We start from the raw sequence: 19195 nt of genomic DNA on the forward strand, positions 1-19195 counted from the left end.
AAAAAAAGTAAAGGGATATGCTAAAATTTTAGGTTACCAATCTCCTTAATCTGTTCATCGAAGTCCTCTTTGGTACCTAAAACTTTGTTACGTACCTTAACTCTATAGTTATAAACCGTACGCAAAGAGTAGCGAAGGAACCGAGCAATCTTGGTGGAATCAGAAATACCGAGACGGATCAACGCAAAAATACGGAGTTCGGAATTCAGCAATTCATCATGTTTCAAGCTCAATCTTTCTTCGGGTTTTAACAGGTTGTTGAACTCCTGTATAAAGGTTGGATAAAGGTTCAGGAAAATCACGTCGAAGTTGTGATATAGGTCGTCAAGTTCGGTCTTGATAAAATCTTGGGATTTCAATTCCTTACTGAGTTCATCCAATTGGTTATTAGAAATCTTTTTTAAGATCCCTTTTCTGGTATTATCTAATTTATCGATATAGGCGGAGCATAATTCAAAAAACTGCGCCATATACTCTTCCTTAATATGATTTGACTCCTGAAGGTCTTGATTGACTTTTAACAATTGGGCATTAAGGCCTTGCAGTTCGTCATTTAGGTTTTTCAGGTCCTTTCTGGTTTTTTTCAACCGTTTCATCTGCATATATAATATGATGAAGGCGACCAGAAGCAGGATGGACATCAGAGATATGGTGTACAGGAAGTTTTTGAGCTGATTTTTATTTGCTTGTTCTTTTTCCTGAAAAGCAGAATTGATAATCGGATAAAAAGAGGAGTTTTCTATGGTCCTAAATCTAACATTACAGAAAAGGGCGTCTTCCATGGCTTCCTGAATAAAGAGGTAGGCCTTATCGATTTCATTTCTTTCAAAATAGACCAGGGCAAGACTTTGCATAGAAGCATTATCCTTAACCGTATTTTTAACATCGGTGATGGCAGAAAGGCCTAAATAGTAAATCTGTTTTTCTTGGTCATCCTTGTTTTTATAGAGTAACCCTAATAAATAGGCAATTACAGCCCGTTCATGGTCGGTGTCTTTATATTCACTCAATAATTGCAGGAGTTCTTTTTCCGCTTTTTCGAAATTATTTCCAAATAATGCTCTTGTTGCAGAACTTATTCGATGTTCTTTGGAATCAGTAGGAAGAACGTTGAGCAAGGAATCGCGGTAGACTTCGCTCAGGCTAAAATAATTATAGTGGTTGGTACTTTGTCCATAATGGGAATAGAAATCGGAGAAGGCCCGGTAATAATCAGCCTCCTGTTCACTGGAGAGGCTTTGTCTTGGAATACCTTTTAAGATTTCGTTTGATTCGATGAATCGCCCCGCAGAGGAATATAAGCTTGCCAATTGGATATCGACTTCATTCTTTTTAAAGTTATCATTCAATTGTAGGGCTAGCTTTTTATTTTCATTGACATAAAAGATAGCAGAGTCGATTTGATAGGTCTTGAACTCGTTATAAAGTTTGTCTTGGAAGTTATACCGATCGGCAGGAGAAGGCATTAGTTTCAGGCGTTCCTTGATTTCGAAGATCTTCATCAATTTTTCCTTTTCAAATTCAATCTTTCTGCCTAGCACCTTTTTAAGTTCTCTTTCCACAGAGTCTTTAGGGCTCACATCCACGACAGATTGGGCAAAGGAAGTTTGTCCTACCAGTGCCAATAAATATAAAATAGAAAAGAATACTTTCTTTAATTCAAGTTTAGTTATCATTATCTTCTTCCCACCAATCACTTTTCAGATCATCAATTTCCCTTCTATCCTTTTTAGTAGGCCGACCAGTCCCACGGTCTCTTTTCAGGACAGGTGCGTGGAATGATGATTTGAAAGCATAGGTTTCTTCTACTGGTGTGTGATCTTCATAAAATTGCACGGCCGTTTTGGCGTCAGACCTACGTTCGAGCAATCCAGTAACCTTAATGACCTTACGCTCAATTCCCTTCTGAATGCTATAGGTTTCCCCCACTTTGACGATTGCTGAAGGTTTTACATTTTGGCCATTGAGTTTAACTTTCCCTGCTTTACAAGCTTCTGTTGCCAAACTTCTGGTTTTGAATATACGAATTGCCCATAAGTATTTATCAATCCGCAATTTGTCTGCTGCCTCTGCCATCCTACAAAAATAGTCATATCTTCTTAATTTTGCCCCTTCTGTAACTTACATATCATTAAAAATCTCCATATTTGTTAATAATTTAAAATTACTTTTAAGAATATTATGGTAGATAATACAACCCTTCAAAAATTAATAGAAGAAGCTTGGGAGAACAGACAGTTATTGGAGTACAAAGAATACTACGAGGCGATTGAATTCGTAATTCAGCACTTGGACAAAGGCGAATTACGTGTTGCTGAACCTGTTGGAGAATCTTGGTATGTCAATGATTGGATTAAAAAAGCTGTAATTCTTTATTTCCCTATCCGTAATATGGAGGTGATCAAGAATGATCCTTTTGTCTACCATGACAAAATGAAATTAAAAACAAACTACAAGGAGTTAGGTGTTCGTGTTGTTCCTGGAGCTTCAGCCCGTTACGGTGCTTTTTTGTCTAAGGGTGTAATCATGATGCCTTCTTATGTCAATATTGGTGCGTATGTTGGTGAAGGTACGATGGTGGATACATGGGCAACCGTTGGTTCATGTGCTCAGATCGGCAAGAATGTTCACCTAAGCGGTGGTGTTGGTATTGGTGGTGTATTAGAACCTGTACAAGCAGCGCCAGTAATTATTGAAGACAACGTATTCGTTGGGTCAAGAGCGATTGTCGTTGAAGGCGTTCGTGTTGAGGAAGAAGCTGTATTAGGTGCTAACGTGGTCTTGACAGCATCAACCAAAATTATTGATGTTTCAGGTTCTGAGCCTGTAGAATACAAAGGCTATGTACCTGCGCGTTCTGTGGTAATTCCAGGTTCGTATACCAAGAAGTTCCCAGCTGGAGAATTTCAAGTACCATGTGCATTGATCATTGGGCAAAGAAAAGAATCTACCGATAAGAAGACTTCATTAAACGATGCGCTTCGTGATCATAATGTAGCAGTATAGCACACTGATGCAAAGACTTTATATAGATAAAGAGGATTTGAATCAGGCTTTGGAAACACTGAAGTCTGGGGGATTGATCTTGTATCCTACCGATACCATTTGGGGAATCGGTTGTGATGCGACTAATCCGGAAGCTGTTGAAAAGATTTTTGCATTGAAAGGAAGAGATAAAGGCAAGAGCATGATCATCCTTTTGGGCAATGACAATCAATTACAAAGCTATGTGAGCGAGGTTCCTGAAGTTGCTTATGAATTATTGGAAGCAACGGATAAGCCTTTGACCATTATCTATTCCAAAGCAAAGAACTTGGCCAGCAATGTCGTAGCGGAGGATGGCAGCATTGGGATCCGTATTGTGAACCATCCATTTTGCGAGCAGTTGTTACAAAGGTTCAGAAAACCTATTGTTTCTACCTCGGCAAACATCAGCGGTGATGCCTCAGCAAGGAATTTCGTAGAAGTCTCTGATGAGATTGTAAATGGAGTGGACTATGTTGTTAAATTTGGGCAACAGGATCCATCAAATGGTACGGCATCAACGATCATGAAATTGGATCCGAGCGGAAAATTTGAATTTATTAGAAAATAAATATGAAAAAAATTATCTCTTTACTGATCTGTGCAGTTGCATTCATTGCATTTAGCAATGCACAAACTGCCATTCAACCAGCAAAAGCAGGTGTTAGCTATGGCAAGAAAATAGATAAAAATGGCGCTATCTCTGTCAAACAACTTGAAAAGAACCTAGCTGGAAAAGAATCCTATACAGGAAAAGTTCAAGGCGAGGTTGTTCAGGTATGTACGAAAAAAGGTTGCTTCCTGACGCTGAAAACAGAAGAAGGCAAGGAACCGATCATGGTACGTTTTACAGACTATGCTTATTTCGTTCCTCAAGATATCATTGGCAAGACTGTGGTATTGGAAGGCAAGGCAAAAGTGAAAGAAACCACAGTAGAGTGGCAAAAGCATTATGCTGAGGATATGGGCAAGAGCAAAGAAGAAATTGCTAAAATTAACCAGCCAAGAAAAGATATTTCTTTGGTTGCAGATGGTGTTCTTGTTGTAAAGTAGACGCAAAAGACTTATTTTGGGGGCTGCAAATGAGAATTTGCAGCCTTATTTTTTTATTAATCTTACGTAAATGTCAGTTTTTCAGCCTGTTCCTTGTCAAAGCATTCGCCTTGGTAATCAACTTATGACTTTTGAAGTCCCGAGGATCATGGGCATTCTCAATCTGACACCAGATTCATTTTATGATGCGGGCCAGCACCAATCGCTGAACTTGGCCTTGGAGCATACGGAGAGATTAATTGGCGAAGGGGCAGATATCATTGATATCGGTGCTTACTCAAGCCGGCCTGGAGCAAAGGAAATAAGTCATCAAGAAGAATTAGATCGCGCTATACCAATTATTGAAGCTATACATAAGCAATTTCCAAAAGCTATTCTATCCATTGACACCTTTCGAGCTGATGTTGCCGAGGCCTGCGTAAAGGCTGGGGTCCATATCATCAATGATATTTCAGGTGGGAGTCTAGATGCGGATATGTTCAATACGGTTGCTAGGCTTCAAGTTCCTTATATTTTGATGCATATGCGCGGAACACCCGCTACCATGCAGCAAATGACATATTATGATGATGTCGTAAATGATGTAGCGGTAAGTCTGGGAAACAGTGTTGCAAAACTCAGGGAATTAGGGGTAAAGGATATCATCCTTGATCCCGGTTATGGTTTTGCCAAGACCATTGACCAGAATTATGAGTTACTGATGCGCATCCAAGAGCTACATTATTTCGGATTGCCCCTTTTAGGGGGTATTTCCAGAAAATCGATGCTCTACAAAAAAATAAAATCTACCCCTGACCAAGTATTACCTGGAACAATCGCACTTAACACCTTGCTTCTAGAACGTGGTGCCCAAATATTGAGGGTCCATGATGTCAAGGAGGCCAAACAATTAATTGAAATTTTTTATACCTAATCATTTTGAAGAAAACTAGAGACATAATCACGATAGGTTTTGCCTTATTTGCCATGTTCTTCGGAGCTGGAAATTTATTACTCCCCCCTTATATCGGAATACAAATTGGAGACCATGTATGGATCACCATCTTGGCATTTGGTCTGACCGGAATATTATTGCCTTTTTTCGGAATACTCTCTGTTGTAAATTCAGGGGAATCATTTGAGGATCTTGGGACTAGGATCAACAAATTCCTTTCCCCTATCTTAGGAACCGTCATCATGCTCTGCATTGGGCCTCTGATTGCCATTCCGAGGACAGCAGCTACAACCTTTGAAGTTGGTATATTGCCCTCATTCCCTAATGCAGATCCCCTTTGGACCTCGATTGCCTTTTTTGCAGTGACTTGGTTACTGACCATTGCACCATCAAAAGTGGTAGATATTATCGGGAATCTATTGACGCCATTGCTGCTGGTCTTATTGATTAGCTTGATTGCCATGGGCATATTCTCCCCTATGGGAGATTTCAGTGAATCTTCCTTGGATACAGCGCAGTCCTTTACCTTAGGTTTTGTAGATGGCTACCAAACCTTGGATGTGCTGGCTTCTGTGATCTTTGCTGGGATTATCATTACGGCATCCCGCACAAAGGGCTATACGAGCGTAAAATCAAAGAACCAAGTGGTAATCGCAGCTGGTATTTTGGCTGCATCCTGTCTTTTTATAATATATGGAGGTTTGATCTATCTTGGTGCAACTTCTGGAATCGAGGATTTAGCGATCAAGAGATCGGAATTGCTGATCCGTATTTCTCGTGCCATCATGGGACCATTTGGAACCATTGCTATCGCAGTCAGTATCGCTCTGGCCTGTTTGACTACTGCCATTGCATTGACTTCTGCCGTAGGAACCTTCTTTTCTTCACTGACAAAAGGAAAATTGAGCTATAAGCTATTGGTGACTGTATGTTGTATAGCATCCTGTGTGCTTTCTATTACCGGAGTTGATAATATTATTTCCTTTGCTTATCCTATCCTAACTTTTGTTTATCCGATTGTCATCACATTGGTTCTATACACGGTTTTCTTTGGAAGCTTTGTAAAAAACAAAAAGCCTTATGTGGCTGCTTTGATCGGTTCAACCGTTATTGCCTGTTTATCATTGGCCAAACATTTCAACTTATTGAGTGAAAGCATGATTTCAACCCTGAACCATATTCCATTCTTTCAATATGAATTAGGTTGGGTAGTCCCTTCCTTTGTGTTGTTTGTTTTGTTGATCTTGGTTACAGGTACTGGGCACAAAAAAGAAGAAGAAAAAATGCTATAAATGAAAAGGCTGGTCGATGTGACCAGCCTTTTCATTTATCAATAATGCTATTGACTATCTTACAATACTTCCAGCGGAAATATCTGTATTTGGTCTAACAAAGTCTAGACGGCCATCTGCATCTTCAGCCATTAAGATCATACCCTGAGATTGGATGCCCTTAATTTCTCTTGGTTCAAGATTGACTAAGATGGACACTTGCTTACCTACGATTTCTTCAGGCGTAAAGTATTCCGCAATACCAGAAACGACTGTACGCTTATCAATGCCTGTATCGATGGTCAGTTTCAATAACTTTTTAGTTTTAGCGACTTTCTCTGCAGTCAGGATTCGACCAACACGGATATCCATTTTCATGAATTCATCGAAGTTGATATTCGGTTTTTGTTCCGCTTTAGGTGCTGCTAAAGCATTGCTTGCTTTGGCATTGGCCAATTTATTCAATTGAAACTCTACTTGTTCATCAGTAATCTTATCAAACAACAATTGGGTTTCTCCTAATTGATGACCGGATTCCAATAGATCAGATTTTCCAGCTTCATCCCAATTCTGAGCGGCCAAGTTTAGCATTTCAAAGACTTTCGTAGAGGTGAAAGGCAAGAAAGGCTGGCCTAATAATGCAAGGTTTGCAACAATTTGACTTGCTACGAATAATACGGTTTTAACACGTTCTTCGTCTTGTTTTATTACTTTCCAAGGTTCTTCATCAGCCAAATATTTATTTCCTAAGCGAGCTGCGCTCATAAATTGCGCAAGGGCCTCACGGAATCTGTATTGGGATAGCGACTGCTTGATTAATCCTGGATAGGTAGCAAGTTCCTTTAAGACCGCTTGATCAGATTCAGTCAATGGAGAACCCAATAGTACCTTTCCTTCAAAATATTTATGGGAAAGTACCATCACACGGTTAACGAAGTTACCATAGATGGCCACCAACTCATTGTTTACACGTGCCTGGAAGTCTTTCCAAGTAAATTCAGAATCTGAGGTTTCAGGAAGGATAGAGGTCAGCATGTATCTCAATTCATCTTGTTTACCTGGGAATTCCTCTAAGTATTCATGCAACCATACGGCATGGTTTCTTGATGTGGAAAGTTTGTCACCTTCTAGGTTCAAGAATTCATTGGCAGGAACATTCTCAGGGAGGATATACTCGCCATGAGCATGTAAGATTGCTGGGAAAATGATACAGTGGAAAACAATATTATCTTTTCCAATGAAATGGATCAATGTTGAATTGTCCTCAGGGTTGGATTGTTGTTTCCAATATTTCTCCCAATCCTTTCCTTCATCGATAGCCCATTGCTTGGTCGCAGAGATATATCCGATTGGTGCATCCAACCAAACATATAATTTCTTTCCTTCAGCTTCATCAAGAGGAACATCTACCCCCCAATCCAAGTCGCGGGTCATAGAACGCGGTTGCAATCCGGATTTCAACCAAGATTGGCATTGTCCGAATACATTTGATTTTAATTCATTTTTCTTGCCTTCGATCAACCATTTCTCTAACCAAGGTTGATATTTATCCAATGGCAAATACCAATGTTTTGTTTCCTTTAGAACCGGAGCTTTACCACTTAGGGTTGATTTAGGGTTGATCAGATCTGTCGGGTTAAGTGACGTCCCACATTTTTCGCATTGGTCACCATAGGCACCTTCATTTCCACAGTGTGGGCAAGTTCCTACGATATAACGGTCTGCTAAAAACTGATGGTATTCTTCATCATAATATTGTTCTGAATATCGTTCGATAAACTCTCCTTTTTCGTAAAGGTTCAAGAAGAATTCTTGGGACAATTGATGGTGAATAGGCTCAGAAGTACGGTGATAGATATTGAAAGAAATACCAAACTGTTCAAAACTCTCTTTAATCTGTTGGTTGTATTTATCGATGATTTCTTGAGGAGTTACGCCCTCCTTCTTGGCTTTAATCGTGATTGCAGCGCCATGCTCATCAGATCCACAAACATAAACAACGTCTTTGTTGTTTAATCTTAAGAATCGCACGAAAATATCTCCTGGAATATAAGCCCCAGCAAGGTGGCCTATGTGAAGTGGACCATTGGCATACGGCAATGCAGATGTAATGGTATAACGTTGTTTACTGAATATATCCAATTTGATTGCAATTAATGATTAATATCGAGCCATTTTCAGCTCAGAGAACAAAGATAAGGCAAATTGGAGTATTCTGCTATTTCTAGGGTGATTTTCATGAAGAATACAAAAAAATAATTTCATTATTTAAAAAGTTTACCTTCTTGATCTATGATAATGGAGGCTATTTCTGAAAATATGTATCTTCGCTTCAGTTACAGACACTTATTATTCAATATGAAAAATTCAAGAACAGATTTAGGTCTATTAATAATTCGCATAGGATTCGGATTGACCATGATTGCCTTTCACGGCCTACAGAAGTTAATGGGTGGTCCAGAAAAATGGACTGCAATTGGTAAATCAATGGGAAACTTAGGAATTGACTTTATGCCTACTATTTTTGGATTTACCGCAGGATTAGCAGAGTCCCTGGGATCTCTGTTGTTAATATTAGGTTTGTGGACAAGACCAGCGGCCATTATTTTGGCCTTGACCATGTTGGTGGCTACATTGAACCATCTTGCCAAAGGTGATGGTTTGTCTGGAGCATCACACGCGATTGAATTTATGATCGTCTATATCGCATTCGCCATTATGGGTCCTGGAAAACTTAGCATCGACAAAAAGTAATCGAAATAACAGTTATAAAACCAGAAGGGCTTTGCAAATTGCAAAGCCCTTCTGGTTTTCTTAATTCGAATTTCTATTTAAATACAGTGGCATGCCAACTGTTTTTCATCGGGACCTGCCAATTGCTCTTTAATTCTTCTTCTGTTTGCACTAAATTGTTGAAGACAATGGTTTCAGCATTTACTTCACCTTCTTTGCACAGCGCTTCAAAAACATCCCTTGAAACCAATTGTATATTGTTTTCACTATCTCGGTAACTGATCAAGGTTCTGTTGAATAGACCAATGTTCAATTCTACCTCCAGCTCCTTTAGGATCCTTACTGACTTATCAATAGAACATCCAGTGACCTGAGCGATCTCTTCGTCAACAGTTAATATAATAAAAAGGTTATTGATAATTTCTGCCTTGCCCGCTAACTGACTACCATGCGCAGTCCATTCTCTGATAAAGGAATCTAATTTTGCTTGAGCGATCTCATGCTCGGGTTGTGTGAAAAATCGATCTGCCTGATAAATCCAAACTTTCTTCATATCTCAATCTATTAATGCGTGTAATACGGAGAAATCATGAGATACACAATTACTCCTGTAACTGCAACATAAAGCCACATAGGATAAGTGATGCGTGCTAGCTTCTTATGACGCTCATAGGCACCAGCAATCCCTCTAACAAAAGTAAATAATACGAATGGGATAATGACGATCGATAAAATGATATGTGTCACAAGAATGAAAAAATACACATATTTAATTGCTCCTTCTCCACCATAACTTGTTGAAGTGGAAGTCATATGATAAGCTACATACATCAGCAGAAACAAGGAAGAGAAAACCATGCACAACTTAATCAAGTTTTCGTGCATCTTGACATTTCCTCTTTTGATAGCTGCAACTGCGATTACCAAACATACTGCTGTCAATCCATTGATGGTAGCATAAATCGGAGGCAGAAAACTAAGGGGTTCCACATCATAGCCCATCTTTTGTAGGTTTATGCCAAATAAGGCAGCAACCGCTAAAGGAATAATTACAGACAGGGTCCAGATTATGCCTTTATATTTCTTTTCTTCTTCAGTCATTCCCATAATTACTTTCTCTCTACTTTTAATGGATTATTTCTAACCTCCTCAACCAACTGTACCTTGATCTCATCTTCTAGGCGATCCAATTCTGACCGAAGACTGATATCATAGAAACCTCTGATCCTTTTCTCGGAATCTATCAAGACAAATTGGTTGCTGATAATAAATTTTGTGCTATCCGCTGGTACCGGCATGGCTTCAATGAGCATCGCGGTTCTTGCAAATTCAAAGATATCTACACTTGGTTTGTTCACGACAAACCAATGTGGATTTTTGTCTTTCTTGTAAGGCGCAATAAACTTTTCCAAATCTGCTGAAGAATCATTCGGGTCAACTGATATAGAATAAAGTTCCACCTTCGGATTCGATTTGAATCTAGCTGCAATGGTACTCATATCATGAACCAATTGCTTAGAAAGACCTTGATCTCTGGTATAGAATAAATGAACTACTGAAACGGCTGTGTCAGTACCTAGGAATTTAACCGGTTTATTGTCATAATTCATAAACTCAACCGGACTTAATTGGTGGAATATGGTGTCGGGGATTTCTCTTCCCATCACACGTCGCATTTCACCAGAAAGCTTTTTCTCTCCAAAAACTGGCAGCTTAATGTACTCATTAGAGCCCATTTTATTAACCAGTATATATAAAAAACCTGGCACAAATAGAACAAGTGCCAGGATTATTAATTTTGATATATTTTTTGAACGAGTATTTTTACTCATTACTTATATGCTTATTGATGTGGGAAAGTAGGTTGATGAGTCATTACAGTGTGTAAATAACCACCTTCAACCAACATTAAAATAATGAAATAGATAATAAAGAAAAATACTACTGCACAAGTAACGATAAAGCTAGATTTCTCGAACTTCAAGTGCATGAAGAATGCTACGATATAATAGGCTTTTACCAATGTCAATACAATATAGATTGTATTCACTAGCATTCCTTTTTGTATGATTCCCCAGTGGTGTACAAAACCTAAAGCGATTAAGAATTCTAATGCTGTTAAAGCTAATAGAACAAAGAATACACTCCAGATACGTTTTTTATCCATTCCTTCGCCATGCGCATGCGCATCGTGTTCTGATATATTTTCGTGATTAGTCATGTTCAATGAATTTTAAAATAATTCTTACAAAAATTATACTAGGTAGAAGAAGGTAAATACGAATACCCAAACTAAATCCACAAAGTGCCAGTATAAACCTACTTTTTCAATCATTAGGTAAGTTCCTCTTCTTTCAAACGTATTGTTTAAGGTCATGCTCAACACAATAATGTTCAACAATATACCGATTGATACGTGGAATCCGTGAAAACCTGTAATGGTAAAGAATAGATTAGAGAACTGCAATGCAGCTGTGTAAGAAATGTCCTTGGTGAAATAAGGTTGGAGAGCATTTACAATGGCATTATCATCCGTTAATCCAGTTGCTGGATTTTGACCGAACCAGAAGCCCATGTGATGTAAGTGGCTCCACTCTAAAGCCTGACAGCCTATGAACATAAGACCACCTAAAATAGTCCATAACATCCATTTGACAACCTCTTGCTTTGAATTTCGATGTCCTGCTTCTACGGCAAGTACCATCGTAACGGAAGACATGATCAAAATAAAAGTCATGATACCCACGAAAACCAAAGGTTGACCTGAATCTGCGATACCTGGAATAGATTGGAATACCTTATCCGCATCAATCCAGCTAGGTTGCGCAAATTTTTGAGCACCATAATAAATCAAGAATGCAGAGAATGTAAATGCATCTGATACTAGGAAAAACCACATCATGATCTTTCCATACTCTAAGTTCCAAGGTGATTTACCTCCGCTCCAAGGTCCTTGTTTTACCTTATCCAATTGCGATACTGTTGTACTCATTGTTTACTGTTATTGATTCAAAAGTAAGAAAACATAAATATAAATCCATAATAGACCTAGAAAATGCCAAAATATAGAGGCAAGTTCCATCCGGAAGATATTGTTATCAAGAGCAATTTTGCGCATTGCTCCAATATAACATCTAACCAACACCAATATTCCGGCTATGATGTGGGCTAAGTGTAAGCCTGTAAATACGTATATGAACGATTGCGAAGCATTAGAGTTCACAAAGGTTATCCCTCTATGAAACAATACAGACCAAGCTTCGACTTGCAACCAAAAGAAAACTACCCCTAATACAATAGTAATCAATAAGTAGGTCTTTTGTTTTGATATTTGATTAGCTTTTACTGCTTTGAAAGCAAGGTACATGCTAACACTACTTAATACAATTACTGCGGTACTATAGATGAACGCATATGGTAAGATAGTTTTGATCCCCTTATCTACACCACTTGCAGTATATACTATAAATCCACTTGTCAAAGCAGCAAACATCATGAACATACCGATCATTCCAAGCCAAAGATTAAATTTCTTTGCTTTTCTTGATTTTAGTAGTTCTTCATTCATCAACTCTTGCTTATCCATCGATAATTGTAAATCCATTTTTTATTTAAAAGGTATAAAGTCAAACAACAACACTAATTGAGTTAAGGGCAAATAAGCAAAAGAAGTAAACATGATCTTTTTTGCTGTACTGACCTCCATCTTTTGAAGATGTTGATAACCATACCAGGTGAAAAGTAATCCTCCTATTAAGGAAAGAATGGTAAATACCCATCCGCCAATCCCAAAATACATCGGAAGAAAACCAATTGGAATCATTAGCAGACATGAAACAAAAATGAACCATGCTGATAATTTATCCTTCCTCGTCGTAGGTAGCAATCTGAAACCTGCTCTTTTGTAATCGTCATCAGATACCCAAGCAATTGCCCAGAAATGTGGGAACTGCCAGAAGAACTGAATGGTAAACAAAACCAATGGCGTAATTACGATTGCCTGCTCACTTACCTCGGCATATGCTAATCCGAATCCTGCAGATTCAAATGCAGCGTAATAACCAATTAGTGGTGGCAATGCTCCTGGAATCGCTCCTACCCACACTGCTATTGGTGATTTTTGTTTTAATGGTGTATAGACAAAGGCATAAAGGAAAATTGAAAACACAGATAGTAAACCTGCTATAAAATTCAATTCTACCAAGATCAAAGTCCCAGCTATTCCCATGAACACGCTTAAAATTAAAGCCTGTCCTGTGGTCATCCTTCCTGCAGGTAATGGTCTATCTTCGGTACGCTTCATTAATTTATCAAGATCTCTTTCGATGATCTCGTTAAATCCATTGGCAGCACCTGTTACCAAAAATCCTCCAATAGTCAACAACGCCCAATTAAACCAGATGATATCACCTTGCTGTGTTGCTCCAATCAAAAATGAAATGGAAGCAGAGAACACAACTGTTAGCGTAAGCCTCAGCTTGACAAGTTTGTTAAAATCTGAAATAAATTCCTTCATAACCAAAATAAATCCCTAAACCGTTGTTGATAATGCTTTCTCTGGTTTGTTAAGGATCAACAATAAATAATATTGTGAACCAACCAATAAACTTGCAATTACCAAATGCACTGTTTGTGCCACTGCGGGAACATGAAACCTAGCCAATATTATCCCTGACAACATTTGGATACAAACTAATACCAATGAAATCTTCGCATACTTGAATTGAACCGTATTGATCAATTCTGAAGACCTTATCTTGAAATATAAAAATACACTCAAGGCTAAAGTGACATATGCTAAGAGTCTATGCGTTACATAGGGTAACCCAATAGAATCAATCCATTCGCTACGTTGTACTCCTTGTTGATTAAGATGGTCGATTATCTCCCGAACATCAGTACCAAATACTACTTGAATAACTAAAATTGCCAATGAGATCAATGTGATCCATGTAAACCCTTTATTGGTATTCTTCAAGAAAGAGTTGTCTCGCAATTTAATCGCCCAATAATATGTCTGTATAGCAATACAAACAATTATCAAAGCCAACAGCATGTGAATGGTAATGACCCAAGGGGTAAGATTTGTTGAAACAACAATCGACCCTAACCAGGCTTGTATAACAACGACAATAAGATTAAGAACGCTCCATATGACTATGGCTTTTTTCTTTTTCCAATAAGTAAAAGAATATATTGCTGTAAACAGCATACTGAAACCGGCTAAAACTCCAGTCAGACGATTTATATATTCAGTCCAAGTTTTTACAGCATTGAATTCTTCATGCTCATGGATTGTTTCATCGTGACGAATTTGATCTGCTAAGTGCGAATATCCAAACGCTTCGATCATTTTGGCAAAGCGTTCATTCTTCTTGATGCGACCTTCTACATAATGCTGCTCGAAACCTTCAGGTAATTGAGAAGCATCTGTTGGAGGGATAATCCTGTTAAAACATTTTGGCCAATCCGGGCAACCCATTCCTGAACCTGTACTCCGAACGACTCCTCCTGCTGTTATTACTAAGAAAAGAACGATAATCGTGATCTTATTTATCCGTATAAAACGCTTTTCAGCTGCTGGATACATAGATCTCTCCTTTTACATTAAAAAGTATAAAGAGAGGTAGGTATGAACCTACCCTTCTTCTTCTCTGTTATGCTCACGATTGTAAACCTTTTGAGCTTCAATACCTTCTTCATTTCCTTCCCAGTCATGCAATAAGTTTGAGCTCATTGTTTGTGAAAGTGGAGTGCTTTGAGGAATGAAATCTGCATCATGTCCAGGTTTACTGTAATCATAAGGCCAACGGTATACTGTAGGGATTTCTCCTGGCCAGTTTCCGTGAATATGTTCTACTGGAGTAGTCCACTCCAATGTATTTGCATCCCAAGGGTTTTGCGGAGCACGTTTTCCACACCAGATGGATCCGAAGAAGTTCCACAAGAAAGCAACTTGTCCAACAGCTGAAACGATAGCTGCCCAAGTAATCAACAAGTTAACTGATACCCATTTTTCCATAAATGGAAACTCAGTGAAAGCATAGTAACGACGAGGAACCCCATCAATACCCATAAAGTGCATTGGGAAGAATACCAAGTAAGCACCAATGAATGTCAACCAGAAGTGGAAGTAACCCAAACGCTCGTCCATCATACGTCCGAACATCTTAGGATACCAATGGTAAACTCCTGACAACATACCGAAGATAGATGCTGAACCCATTACCAAGTGGAAGTGAGCTACTACGAAATAAGTATCATGTAAGTTGATGTCTAATGCTGCGTTACCTAGGTACAAACCTGTTAAACCTCCAGATACGAAGAAAGAAACCATACCGATTGCAAACATCATCGCAGGAGTGAAACGGATGTTACCTCTCCATAGAGTTGCAATATAGTTAAAGGCCTTAACGGCTGAAGGAACAGCAATGATCAAGGTGGTAATCATAAATACACCTCCCAAGAATGGACTCATACCTGTTACGAACATGTGGTGACCCCAAACGATGAAAGATAAAACTGTAATACCAACTAGGGAATAAACCATCGCATGGTAACCAAAGATTGGTTTACGAGAGTTTGTAGAAATTACCTCAGAAGTTAAACCTAATGCAGGCATTACTACGATATATACCTCAGGGTGTCCTAAGAACCAGAATAAGTGTTGGAACAAAATTGGAGATCCACCTTCGTTAGGAAGGATAGTACCTTGAACCACTAAATCTGATAAATAGAAGGATGTACCTACTGAACGGTCAAAGAATAATAATACTACTGCAGAAACTAAAACTGGGAAAGATAACAAACCAACGATAGCTGTTAAGAAGAATGCCCAAATAGTAAGAGGCATTTTCCATAATTCCATTCCTTTAGTACGCATGTTCAATACTGTAGAGATATAGTTAACACCTCCTAATACCTGTGATGCAATAAATAAAGCCATGGAAATTAACCATAGGGTCATACCTAATCCAGAACCTGCGATAGCTTTTGGAACTGCAGAAAGTGGAGGATAAATTGTCCATCCAGCAGATGCAGGACCACTTTCAATGAAGAAAGAAGCAACCATGATCACACAAGCGGTAAAGAAAAACCAGTATGATAACATGTTCATCAATGGTGAAGCCATATCTCTAGCTCCCAATTGATAAGGGATTAATAAGTTACTGAACGTACCTGATAGACCTGCTGTTAATACAAAGAATACCATCATGGTACCGTGAATAGTTACCAAGGACAGGAAGAAGTCCGGTCTAATTCGACCACCTTCAGCCCATTTTCCCAAGAAAACCTCAAGAATTGGAAACTCATGATCAGGCCATGCTAATTGAATACGGAATAAAATCGACAGGATCATAGCGAAAACCGCCATTATGATACCAGTGATCAAGAACTGCTTAGCAATCATCTTATGATCTTGACTGAAGATATACTTCGTCAAAAAGGTCTCATGATGGTGATCATGTGATCCGTGATGAGCTGCGTCGTGCGATATAACTGTAGTTGACATATTCTATTTAAATTCTCTGTTATATTTAATTTATTGAAGCCGCGATACGGTCATTCTTCTCAGTGTTTCCTTCTGTTTGAGCAAACTCTTTTTGAAGGTCTTCTGTGAAGAATTTAGCTTGTTTGCTTAACCACTCCTTGTACTCAGCTTCGGTAACCACTCTTACATTCTTTTGCATGTTGTAGTGAGATTCACCACAGATCTTCGCACATAACATTACGAAGTTGTATTGTGGATCATTCATCTTATCACGCATCTCATCAGTAGTGATGGTTGGTGTAAACTGGAAGTAGTTGGTCATTCCTGGTACTGCGTTGATTTGAACACGGAAATCAGGAATATAAAAAGAGTGAATAATATCTTTTGACATAATGTGGAAACGAACTGGTTTGTTAACCGGAATTACAATTTCATCCCCTTTAACATCATCCCAAGCTGTTTTATCATTATAGTCTATACCATAAGAGTTCAATGGAGTAGTCAATTTATAATTACGTTTTCCAAATTCACCATCCGCTCCTGGATAACGAACTGTCCACATGAACTGCTCACCTAAAACTTCAATCTGTAAAGCTGATTTTTTTAGATCTTCCGGAATATTGGTGATTGATCTCCAAGTAAAGAAACCGAACAATACCAAGATAGTTAGTACTACCGCTGGAACAATTGTCCATAATCTTTCAATAGCATCGTTATGTGGATAGAAATATGCTTTGCGTTTTGCGCGCATCCTGTAGATAAAAGTAAAGGTCAATAATAAAATATGAACCAATACTAATACGATAGTAATGATAACTGTAGTGATGATAAACATTCTATCGATATCCTTACCATGCTCGGTCGCCGCAGGTCTCCATGACCAACTTCCCCAAACTGCATATCCGTAATACACAAATCCTAAAAATCCAACCAAGAAAACAAATAATAAAACTGCTTGTAGTGTATTATTTGCCAAAGGATTGTATTTTCCATTTACTTTCTTAGTCAATACGTAGATCGACTGTACCTTTCCGATAACTGCAACCACAGTACATAAAACCAAGAAAAGTAAAATATAGTAAGTCAAGTTTTTGTAAACCTGAGGATCAATTTTCTTCTCTTCTTTGGTTGTTGAAGCAGCCGGAGTTACTGTGCTGCTTGAAGTACTAGATGCTGAAACGCTAGCTGAATCTGTTGCAGCAGGCGCCGCAGCAGCACTATCAGCTGGTGCAGCAGCCGAATCTGCAGTTACTGCAGGTGTTGCCGCTTGCTCAACCTTCGCTGTATCAGCTGCTTGTTCCTGAATGGTAGCCATTGCAGGAGCAGCAAACAATAGGTTAATAGCTAATAAGCCTCCAAATAAGGACTTAAATCTGTTATGTAATTTAAACTTCATCTCTTATAACACGTTTGAACGTTATTTCAACTTAATCTCTATTAAATTTGGTGGTGTAAACTTTCATCCAAGAATGGGTGGTTCTTCGGTACCAAAGCATGTTTGCTCAATTTCGAAAGAACTAAGAAAGTAAAGATTCCAACAAATCCTATTGCAGTACCGATTTCAATGAAACCAAAACCACGGTGTGCATCAACTGTACCAGGCATTACCATGATATAGTAGTCTAACCAGTGACCTAACAACAATACGATAGATACAAACAACATCATGTTTTGCTTACGTTTTGCGTCACGGTCTACCAATAGTAATAATGGAGCCACAAAGTTAATAACAATATTTATCCAAAACCATGGCTTGTATTCTGGTTCCCAACGTTTATAGAAATAAACAGTTTCTTCTGGAATGTTTGAATAGTAGATCAACATAAATTGAGCAAACCATACATAAGTCCAGAAAATCGAGAAACCAAACATTAATTTACCTAAGTCATGTAAGTGGTTTTCATTTACCCAGTTCATATAACCAGCTTTCTTAACCAAGATTAAGATAACTGTAATAGCAGCTAATCCGCTAACCCACATAGCTGCAAAGTTGTACCAACCGAACATGGTAGAGAACCAGTGTGCCTCTAAAGACATAATGGTATCAAATGACCAGATTGGAGTAGTAAATCCGAAGATTACCAAGAATATTGCGGATAATTTAAAGCTCTTTTTATATGAATTTAAGCCTCCTGCTAAATCCTCGTTGTAAGATAATTTTGCAAGGATAAAGGCAAAAATGCTATAACTACCCATAAAAATAATCTGACGGATCAAGAATCCTGGTACATTTAAGAAAGCAGATTTTCCAGCAACTAAACTGTCATAGTTAGGGCTGTTTGGATCAGTTAATCCATCTGCATGCCAGTGGTGGTATAAATTATGTGTATTCAATCCTAACGCTACGATGATTAATAGAATCACGGAAGCAATTGGAAGGATACTAGCCATTGCCTGAGGAATACGGATTAAACCTGCAGACCATGCTGATTGAGTTACTAATTGTAAGGCAACGAAAAAAGCTCCTGCTGCACAAACACAAGTAAAATAATATCCCATCAATAATAAATTGGCATATGTACGCTCAACCATTATATGGTCACTTGATAGTAAGCCAATTGCAATTGCGGCTATCCCTACAACGATTGCAACTAAACTCAGGACCTTTGCGATACCTGCGAATTTAAATTGCTCGCTGAAATTATAATCGTGATGATGATTGTGAGTTCCCATTTATAATATTCGATG

The 19195-nt window shown here is 38.5% G+C and carries 20 protein-coding genes; 6 read left to right on the top strand and 14 right to left on the bottom strand.

The window, feature by feature from the left end:
• Nucleotides 1–20: 20 nt before the first annotated feature.
• Together NLF99_RS01740 and NLF99_RS01745 are read right to left on the bottom strand one after the other, a co-directional pair.
• Nucleotides 21–1676 carry a DUF6377 domain-containing protein gene (locus tag NLF99_RS01740; protein ID WP_237235534.1) on the bottom strand — a complete coding sequence of 552 codons (1656 nt, stop codon included), beginning with the start codon at nucleotides 1674–1676 and terminating at the stop codon, nucleotides 21–23.
• A complete protein-coding gene (locus NLF99_RS01745; protein ID WP_185211298.1) occupies nucleotides 1666–2076 on the bottom strand; it encodes an RNA-binding S4 domain-containing protein in 411 nt (136 codons plus the stop codon). The genes NLF99_RS01740 and NLF99_RS01745 overlap by 11 nt, the downstream gene beginning before the upstream one ends.
• Nucleotides 2077–2181: 105 nt before the next feature.
• Between NLF99_RS01745 and NLF99_RS01750 the strand changes: the two genes are divergently transcribed.
• From NLF99_RS01750 to brnQ, 5 genes are all read left to right on the top strand, one after another.
• On the top strand, nucleotides 2182–3006 hold the full coding sequence (locus NLF99_RS01750) for a 2,3,4,5-tetrahydropyridine-2,6-dicarboxylate N-succinyltransferase (protein WP_254526534.1): 825 nt from the start codon (nucleotides 2182–2184) through the stop codon (nucleotides 3004–3006).
• Between the two features lie 7 nt (nucleotides 3007–3013).
• Entirely contained in the window at nucleotides 3014–3595 is a 582-nt protein-coding gene (locus tag NLF99_RS01755; protein WP_254526535.1) for an L-threonylcarbamoyladenylate synthase, read from the top strand.
• Between the two features lie 2 nt (nucleotides 3596–3597).
• Nucleotides 3598–4077, top strand: a complete 480-nt coding sequence (locus NLF99_RS01760) for a DUF4920 domain-containing protein (RefSeq protein WP_254526536.1) — start codon at nucleotides 3598–3600, stop codon at nucleotides 4075–4077.
• Between the two features lie 124 nt (nucleotides 4078–4201).
• Nucleotides 4202–4990 (top strand): dihydropteroate synthase, encoded by a 789-nt coding sequence (gene folP / locus NLF99_RS01765; protein WP_254526537.1) that lies wholly within the window; start codon nucleotides 4202–4204, stop codon nucleotides 4988–4990.
• Nucleotides 4991–4995: 5 nt separating this feature from the next.
• The gene (gene brnQ / locus NLF99_RS01770; protein WP_254526538.1) at nucleotides 4996–6303 is read left to right on the top strand and encodes a branched-chain amino acid transport system II carrier protein; all 1308 of its coding nucleotides are present in this window, start codon (nucleotides 4996–4998) and stop codon (nucleotides 6301–6303) included.
• 54 nt (nucleotides 6304–6357) lie between these two features.
• On the opposite strand, the gene metG is transcribed toward brnQ, so the two are convergent.
• A complete protein-coding gene (gene metG, locus NLF99_RS01775) occupies nucleotides 6358–8424 on the bottom strand; it encodes a methionine--tRNA ligase (protein WP_254526539.1) in 2067 nt (688 codons plus the stop codon).
• 216 nt (nucleotides 8425–8640) lie between these two features.
• Here metG and NLF99_RS01780 point away from each other — a divergent pair, with 216 nt between their 5' ends.
• Nucleotides 8641–9036, top strand: a complete 396-nt coding sequence (locus tag NLF99_RS01780) for a DoxX family protein (RefSeq protein WP_185211305.1) — start codon at nucleotides 8641–8643, stop codon at nucleotides 9034–9036.
• Nucleotides 9037–9109: 73 nt separating this feature from the next.
• Here the strand turns inward: NLF99_RS01780 and NLF99_RS01785 are convergent, their stop codons facing one another.
• From NLF99_RS01785 to NLF99_RS01835, 11 genes are all read right to left on the bottom strand, one after another.
• Nucleotides 9110–9568 (bottom strand): ABC transporter ATPase, encoded by a 459-nt coding sequence (locus tag NLF99_RS01785; RefSeq protein WP_254526540.1) that lies wholly within the window; start codon nucleotides 9566–9568, stop codon nucleotides 9110–9112.
• 11 nt (nucleotides 9569–9579) lie between these two features.
• The gene (locus NLF99_RS01790; RefSeq protein ID WP_236736556.1) at nucleotides 9580–10116 is read right to left on the bottom strand and encodes a DUF420 domain-containing protein; all 537 of its coding nucleotides are present in this window, start codon (nucleotides 10114–10116) and stop codon (nucleotides 9580–9582) included.
• A gap of 8 nt (nucleotides 10117–10124) precedes the next feature.
• Nucleotides 10125–10751 carry an SCO family protein gene (locus NLF99_RS01795; protein WP_254526541.1) on the bottom strand — a complete coding sequence of 209 codons (627 nt, stop codon included), beginning with the start codon at nucleotides 10749–10751 and terminating at the stop codon, nucleotides 10125–10127.
• A gap of 107 nt (nucleotides 10752–10858) precedes the next feature.
• Nucleotides 10859–11236: a cytochrome C oxidase subunit IV family protein gene (locus NLF99_RS01800; protein ID WP_185211309.1), complete on the bottom strand. Its 378-nt coding sequence runs from the start codon at nucleotides 11234–11236 to the stop codon at nucleotides 10859–10861.
• A gap of 33 nt (nucleotides 11237–11269) precedes the next feature.
• Entirely contained in the window at nucleotides 11270–12007 is a 738-nt protein-coding gene (locus tag NLF99_RS01805; RefSeq protein WP_093100577.1) for a cytochrome c oxidase subunit 3, read from the bottom strand.
• Between the two features lie 9 nt (nucleotides 12008–12016).
• Entirely contained in the window at nucleotides 12017–12619 is a 603-nt protein-coding gene (locus NLF99_RS01810) for a cytochrome c oxidase subunit 3 (protein ID WP_254526542.1), read from the bottom strand.
• 3 nt (nucleotides 12620–12622) lie between these two features.
• Nucleotides 12623–13531: a heme o synthase gene (gene cyoE, locus NLF99_RS01815; protein ID WP_185211310.1), complete on the bottom strand. Its 909-nt coding sequence runs from the start codon at nucleotides 13529–13531 to the stop codon at nucleotides 12623–12625.
• A gap of 15 nt (nucleotides 13532–13546) precedes the next feature.
• The gene (locus NLF99_RS01820; RefSeq protein WP_185211311.1) at nucleotides 13547–14605 is read right to left on the bottom strand and encodes a heme A synthase; all 1059 of its coding nucleotides are present in this window, start codon (nucleotides 14603–14605) and stop codon (nucleotides 13547–13549) included.
• A 48-nt stretch (nucleotides 14606–14653) separates the two neighbouring features.
• Complete coding sequence (locus NLF99_RS01825) at nucleotides 14654–16426, bottom strand: cbb3-type cytochrome c oxidase subunit I (RefSeq protein WP_185211460.1); 1773 nt, start codon at nucleotides 16424–16426, stop codon at nucleotides 14654–14656.
• 127 nt (nucleotides 16427–16553) lie between these two features.
• Nucleotides 16554–17903 carry a cytochrome c oxidase subunit II gene (locus tag NLF99_RS01830; protein WP_254526543.1) on the bottom strand — a complete coding sequence of 450 codons (1350 nt, stop codon included), beginning with the start codon at nucleotides 17901–17903 and terminating at the stop codon, nucleotides 16554–16556.
• Between the two features lie 41 nt (nucleotides 17904–17944).
• Nucleotides 17945–19180 (bottom strand): quinol:cytochrome C oxidoreductase, encoded by a 1236-nt coding sequence (locus tag NLF99_RS01835; RefSeq protein WP_185211312.1) that lies wholly within the window; start codon nucleotides 19178–19180, stop codon nucleotides 17945–17947.
• Between the last annotated feature and the right edge of the window lie 15 nt (nucleotides 19181–19195).

It is taken from the genome of Sphingobacterium sp. LZ11T8 (assembly GCF_024261425.1).
Taxonomy (GTDB): domain Bacteria; phylum Bacteroidota; class Bacteroidia; order Sphingobacteriales; family Sphingobacteriaceae; genus Sphingobacterium.